The organism is Massilia eurypsychrophila (genome assembly GCF_002760655.1).
In the GTDB taxonomy this organism is placed as follows: Bacteria; Pseudomonadota; Gammaproteobacteria; order Burkholderiales; family Burkholderiaceae_D; genus JAFCUW01.
In genome coordinates, this window is record NZ_PDOC01000001.1 from 592,033 (window position 1) to 598,558 (window position 6,526).

Sequence of the window (6,526 nt, forward strand, 5' to 3'; positions counted from 1 at the left end):
AGTTTATACCAAACATTGCTCCAAACCTCGGATAAAGACGTCCTGTGGTAAATTTTTGCCAATAAAGACCATTTTGCTGCCACGTTCTTCCGATTCGCCCCATTTTGCGCCGAGGTCGCTGCCCATGATCTGGTGCACGCCCTGAAATACCACCTTGCGGTCGGCGCCGTCCATCAGCAGCACGCCCTTGTAGCGCAACATGCGCGGGCCAAACACGTTGACCAGGCTGGCGAGGAACTCGTCGAGCCGGGCCGGGTCGAACGGTCGATCGCTCTTGAACACGAAGGCGGCGATGTCGTCGCTGTGGTGGGCATGGTGGTGATCATTGCTGTGATCGCACGCCTCGGTGTGAACGTGCTCGTGCTCGCCATCGTCGTCATGCGCGTGGTGATGTTCGTGCGCTTCGTCGGCCGTCAAAAATGCCGGGTCGATGTCGAGCTTGTCGTTGAGGTTAAAGCCGCGCAGGTCGAGCACCTCCGACAGCGGCGCGCGGCCGAAGTCGGACTGGCTGATCGGCGCGCGCGGGTTGATCCGCTTCAGGCGCGCGGTCAAGGCGGCGAGCTGGCCGGCGTCGACCAGGTCGGCCTTCGAGATGAGGATCTTGTCGGCAAAGCCGACCTGGCGCTGGGCTTCCTCGTGCTCGTCGAGCTGCATCATGGCGTGGCGCGCGTCGACCACCGTCACCACCGCGTCGAGCAGGTAGTGGGCGCCGACTTCCTCGTCGACGAAGAAGGTCTGCGCCACCGGGCCCGGATTGGCCAGCCCGGTCGTTTCGATGACCACCCGGTCGAAGGCGATTTCGCCGGCGTCGCGCTTTTGCGCCAGGCTCGCCAGCGCCACGATCAGGTCGCCGCGCACGGTGCAGCAGATGCAGCCATTGTTCATCTCGACGATCTGCTCGACGCTGTCGTGCAGCAAGATCTCGTTGTCGATGTTTTCCTGGCCGAACTCGTTCTCGATGACGGCAATGCGCAGCCCGTGCTCCTCTTGCAGGATGCGCTTGAGCAGCGTGGTTTTGCCGGCGCCGAGAAAGCCGGTCAGGATAGTGCTGGGAATCAATGCCATTCGGGTGTCCGTCGGTGTGTGTGAGCGTAGCGCCGCAGTGCGGCCATAAAAGAATCGAGCGATTATGCCGGATTTCCCTATTTGCTTCCAACTAGCGCGCCCGAGCTTGATAAGCATCAAGCCCAAGAGCTTGCTTTATTTGGCTTTCGCTCGCGGGTGGGCCTGGTCGTAGACGGCCGCCAGGTGCTGGAAATCGAGCGCCGTGTAGACCTGGGTCGAGGCGATGCTGGCGTGCCCCAGCATTTCCTGCACCGCGCGCAGGTCGCCCGACGACTGCAGCACGTGCGAGGCAAACGAGTGACGCAGCACGTGCGGATGGACCTTGACGGCGCTGCCGGCCTGTTGCGCGTGGCGGGCCAGTCGCAGCTGCACCACGCGCGGCGACACCCGCGTGGCGCGCTTGCTCAGAAACAGCGCGTTGCCGCCGTCGGCCGCGCTCGGGCGCACCGCCAGCCAGGCCGCGATCGCCGCCGCCGCATGGCTGCCGACCGGCACCCGGCGCATCTTGTTGCCCTTGCCGGTGACCAGCACTTCGCCGGCGTCGCGGTCGAGCCAGCCGAGCGGGGCAGGGCAGCCCGGTTCCGGCTTGCTCCAGGCCACGTCCAGGCCGGCCAGTTCGGACACCCGCAGCCCGCTTGAATACATCAGCTCGAACATGGCGCGGTTGCACAATTCAAACGGCTCGGGATGGTCGCGTAGCAGCGCGCCGCCTGACACCAGCTGCACCGCGTCGTCGACCGACAGCGCCTTCGGCAGGCTCTTGGCGCGGCGCGGCGCGCGCACGCCGTCGACCGGGTTGGCCGCCAGCGCCAGCTGGCCCGACAACCATTCGTAGAAGCCGCGCCAGCTCGACAGCTTGCGCGCGATCGAGCGCGCGCTCTGGCCGCGCGCGTGCAGCATCGAGGCGAAGCGGCGGATGTCGGCGTGGACGATCGCTTCCCACGCCGCGGCGCCGGCCAGGGTGTCCAGTTCGAGCAGGTCGCGCCGGTAGGCCGACACGGTGTGCGGCGACAGCTGGCGCTGCGTGGCCAGCTCGGCCAGGTAGCGCGCCAGCCACTCGTGCTGGGCGGCGCGCGCCTCCATGCTAGGCCCGCAGCGCGGCGAGCGCGGCGCTGGCGGTCTCGCCGATGTGGATCAGGAAGTCGGTCGCCATGTCGGCGCCGAAGCGGGCCGGATCGGGCGAGCCGAGGATCAGCAGGCCGAAGGCGCTGCCGCCGCTGCGCAGCGGCAAGATCACGGTCGACTGCACCGCGGCCGCGTCGTCGAGCCAGCGCACCGCCTCGAAGTCGTTGTTGCTGCCGCAGTAGGGCGCCAGCAGGCTGGCGGCGAACAGGCGGGCGTCGTCCGACACGCCGTGGGCAAACCACTGCCCGGCATTGGCCGGCGCCAGGTCCCACAGGCGCAAGGTTGCCTGCGGCACGGCGAACTGGGCGCACAGGCCGTCGACCAGCGCGCGCGGCAGGTCGGCGCCGTGGCGCGCCTGCAGCAGCGACTGGGTCCAGGCGTGGAACTTGTTGGCGATGGCGGCGTTGTCCTGCGCCAGGCGGATCAGCTCGCTCATCTGCAGCTCCAGCGCCTTGTACTTGTCGCGCATCACTTCCATCTGGCGTTCTTGCAGCGACACGGCCTTGCCGGTTAGCGGACTGGACAGCTTGACCCGGCCCAGCAGCGCGGCGTTCTGTTCAAAAAACTGCGGATTGTCGACCAGGAATTGGGCGACGGCGGCGGGGTCCAGAGTGTCGGTCATTGAATTCTTTACAGGGGGGAATGGTTTGTCTGCAATTCTAACCGACCACGGCGGCATTGCCGGTCTGCGCCGCCGGCGAGCCATAAAAAAAGACGCCCGCAGGCGTCTTTCAGGTGAAGCGGGAAACGATCAGAAACGGTGGCGGATGCCGACCTGGACGCCGCGGGTGGTCGAGCCCGGCATCTTGGAAAAGCCGCCTGGCGAACCAGCCGCGCCAGGGATGTACTGCGCTTCGTTGTCGTTCTTGATCACCGCGACGACGGTGTAGATGTCGGTACGCTTCGACAGGTTGTAGTCGTAGCCGAGCGCGTACAGGTTGGCATCGCTGTTCGACACGGTGCGGTCGTTCTGGTGTGCAACCGACGCCATCACGCGGCCGGCGCCGACGCGGTAGTGCAGGCCGACCTGGTAGCTGGCCGCATCGACCTGGCTGTTCTGCGCGATGTTCGACAGGAACACGTTACGCAGGCCATTGCCGAGGGCGGTGGCGGTTGCCGCGCCGAGTGGCGCCAGCTGGGCGGCGACGCCAGGGCCGATCGAACCGTTGTAGGCGGCGGTGTAATCGGCCAGCAGCACCGAATTACGGTTGCGCTGGTCATGGTAGCCGGCGAAGAACTTGAACGCGTTCATCGTGTACGAACCGCCGACCGTGGTGGTGGTCAGGCTCTTGCGGTCGCTCTGGTCGTAGCCGCGGTTGTGCGCCAGGCCGACGTCGAGGTTGTTGGCCTTGTAGGTGACAGCGGCGCCGTAAAATTTGTTGTAGCGGCCGAGGTAACCCGACTGCTTGCCGCCGTACATCAGCGACGCGCCGATGCCCGTTGGGGTGACGATACGGTACTGGATCGACTTCTGCGACCGGATATCGGCGCCGAGCGAGGTGAAGCCGGCGGTGCCGCCGGTGATGCCGCCCCAGGTGCCGGCGGTGCCGCTCTCGAACACGTCGGCCGCGGCGAACACTTCATAACCAGGGGTGTACATGCGGCCGAGCAGGATCGCGCCGACCGGGGTGATCAGGCCGACCATCGCGGTGCGGTCGAAAATGGCGCCTTCCGCATTGACGGCGGCCGAACCGCGCACCTGCAGGCCGCTGCGGATCTGCTGCAGCAGGCCGGCCGACAGCGCGCCGCCGGTAGGGCCCAGCGGGGTCAGCACGGTGGAAAAACCGGCGCCCATGCCGCGCGTCAGGTACAGGCCCTGCTCGTCCGACAGCAACGTCGGCTTTTGCGAGCCGGTGTCGAGTTCGACGCGCGCTTCCAGATTGAAGATGGCCTTGTAGCCGCCGCCGATGTCCTCGGTACCACGGAAACCGATACGCGAGCCGTCAGCGATGCCGCTGACCACGCGCAGAGTCTGTCCGCTTTGCTTCATCAGGCCGGCATCGGCGATACCGTAGACGGTCACACTCGACTGCGCCATGACGGGCAGGGCGAAACAGGTAGCAATTGCAGCGGCGAGGAATTTTGTTTTCATTGGGTCTCCAAGAATATTTATTTATTTGTCTGGTAAAAAAACGAACGCACGTACTAATTCGCCTTCATCCAATATGCCATCGTTCTTGTTGCTTGTACAGAAACGCTGCGCATACAGGCGAGAACGGGTTGCGTAAAAGACACAATGTCCACCAGGTCAAAGATGAAACAAGGGCGAGGATGGTTGCCCATGCTCGCCCTTGGTGTCGTTCACATCAGCAGGCCGAAGCCCGCGGCCGATCAGAACGCGTGGTTGACACCGACGTCGTAGGTGTTGATCTTGGTGGTGACACCAGGAGTGGCCAGGTTGACGTTAGCTTGCTTGCGCGACGCGTCGACGTACAGGTACGTACGCTTCGACAGGCTGTACTCGTAACCGAGCGAGAACTGCTTGGTCTTGGCGACGCCGTCTGGTGTCTTCTGGCCATAACCGGCCATGAACTTGCCTGGGCCCATCGTGTAGTTCGCGCCCAGGACCCATGCTTTGGTCTTTGGGTTAGCCAGCACGGTGGTAGCGCGGTCTTGACGGGTGTACGAACCCATCAGCTTGAGCGAAGGCGACACCATCATCGAAGCGGCAGCCGACATCAGCTTGTGCTCGACGGCGTTGCGCTCGTAAGCGAGCATCGCGGCGATCGGACCGTTCTTGTAGGTACCCGACACCGAGAATGGGTTCACTGGTGCTTCCCAGTTTGCTGGGAACTGTGGGAAGGCAGTCGAACCACGGCCGACGAACGGCGCGTTGTTGTTCGCTTCTTTGGTCGCGATCGTCGTGTTGATCTGGAAACCGCTGAATTCTGGCGAGTTGTAGAACAACGCGTTCGAGAAACGGTTGGTCGAGTTGCCGACCAGGCCGAGTGGATCGGACGTGTAGCCAGCGACGGTCAGGTCGGTCTGGAAGCCAACTGGCGAAGGCACGCCATGGAACGGCTCGAAACCGGTGCTGGTTTCCTGGAAGGCGGTCAGGCCGCGGCCCAGACGAACCATACCGAAGTCACCTTGCAGGCCGACGCGGCTCTGGCCCTGGAACAGCGGACGCTGAACGCCGTTGCCGCCCTGCTCGATGGTGCCCGAGTCCGGCTCGTAACGGATTTCCAGTTGGAACAGCGCCTTCAGGCCGTTGCCCAGATCTTCCGTACCTTTGAAACCGAGGGTGTTGTTAGCGCGCTTGCCGATAGCCAGCGTCTGGTCCGTACGCTTGATCATGCCAGCGTCGACGGTACCGTAAATTTGAACCGCCGATTGTGCGTGTGCAACGCCGGCGAATGCGCCCAGAAGTGCCACGGCCAAAAGTGATTTTTTCATTGAGTAGTCCTTAAAAAGTAAATCGGGATGATCCGTTGAGCATTGAGACTTGTATTTGCTGAACACTCGGATGTGGTGAACCTTAATTGCTTGTTGCCTCAAGATTGCCGGATTGGTCAATTATGGGGGCTAGCCTTGGTTGAAAGCCAATAAATCGAACTGGGCTGTTGTATTTTTGAAACGCGGAAACAGTGTCGCGGCCCCAAATCTGTGCGTAATGGCAACGTTGCGCACCGCCCCGGTGCGCATGCCGCGCGTCTGCGCAAACGCAAGAAAGCACGGGAATCGGGACGCCGCCGGCGCGGCCCTCGCTTAGACTGTGCGGCGCAGCGGCGGCGTTCACGGCATCGATCGCAGCGCTGTTGTATATTGTCGGCGCACGTCGACCGCTCCTGCCGCACCCCTTTTCAATCACTGTGAAATGCATGTCGATGGCGAACCGTGAAGCACTGAGCATCATCCGCGCCGCGCGCGCCGGCCAGGCCGACGGCCAGCTGGCGCTGGGCAAGCTGTATCTGTTCGGCAGCGCCGGCCTGCCGCTGAGCCTGCCGACGGCGCTGCACTGGCTCGAGCGCGCCGCCCAGCAGGGCAGCGCCGAAGCGTGCGCCCTGATCGGCGAGAACATCCCGTACGAACTGGCGCGCCGCAGCGACCGTCCGCTGGCGCAGTGGTACCAGCGCGCCAGCGATGCCGGCGTGGCGCGCGCCGGCCTGGTGCTGGCGCAACTGGTGCTCGGCGACGGCGCCGGCGCCGACGCCGCCGCCGCCGGGCCGGCCGGGCGCGCCAGCCGGCCTTGCGGGTCGACGCGCAGCGTCTCCCTTTCGATGCCGCGCATGCCCTGGGCGAGCAGCGCGCGGTGCGCATCGTCGTCCAGCAGGGCCAGGCGGCGGGTCAGTTGGTTCGGCACGGTGAATCCTTTCTTGTCCTGCGTAGCATGTAC

6 protein-coding genes are annotated in these 6,526 nt (G+C 64.5%); 1 reads left to right on the top strand and 5 read right to left on the bottom strand.

Annotation, left to right across the window (positions count from 1 at the left end; all coding sequences use genetic code 11):
- Positions 1-3: 3 nt before the first annotated feature.
- From CR105_RS02755 to CR105_RS02775, 5 genes are all read right to left on the bottom strand, one after another.
- On the bottom strand, positions 4-1,065 hold the full coding sequence (locus CR105_RS02755) for a CobW family GTP-binding protein (RefSeq protein ID WP_099786874.1): 1,062 nt from the start codon (positions 1,063-1,065) through the stop codon (positions 4-6).
- A gap of 135 nt (positions 1,066-1,200) precedes the next feature.
- Positions 1,201-2,148, bottom strand: a complete 948-nt coding sequence (locus CR105_RS02760; protein ID WP_099786875.1) for a tyrosine recombinase XerC — start codon at positions 2,146-2,148, stop codon at positions 1,201-1,203.
- A 1-nt stretch (position 2,149) separates the two neighbouring features.
- Complete coding sequence (locus tag CR105_RS02765; protein WP_099786876.1) at positions 2,150-2,812, bottom strand: DUF484 family protein; 663 nt, start codon at positions 2,810-2,812, stop codon at positions 2,150-2,152.
- A 129-nt stretch (positions 2,813-2,941) separates the two neighbouring features.
- Positions 2,942-4,282 (bottom strand): porin, encoded by a 1,341-nt coding sequence (locus tag CR105_RS02770; protein WP_099786877.1) that lies wholly within the window; start codon positions 4,280-4,282, stop codon positions 2,942-2,944.
- A gap of 239 nt (positions 4,283-4,521) precedes the next feature.
- The gene (locus tag CR105_RS02775; RefSeq protein ID WP_099786878.1) at positions 4,522-5,586 is read right to left on the bottom strand and encodes a porin; all 1,065 of its coding nucleotides are present in this window, start codon (positions 5,584-5,586) and stop codon (positions 4,522-4,524) included.
- Between the two features lie 431 nt (positions 5,587-6,017).
- Between CR105_RS02775 and CR105_RS29330 the strand changes: the two genes are divergently transcribed.
- The coding region (locus CR105_RS29330; protein ID WP_370660662.1) for a tetratricopeptide repeat protein at positions 6,018-6,526 on the top strand (509 nt) is incomplete at its 3' end.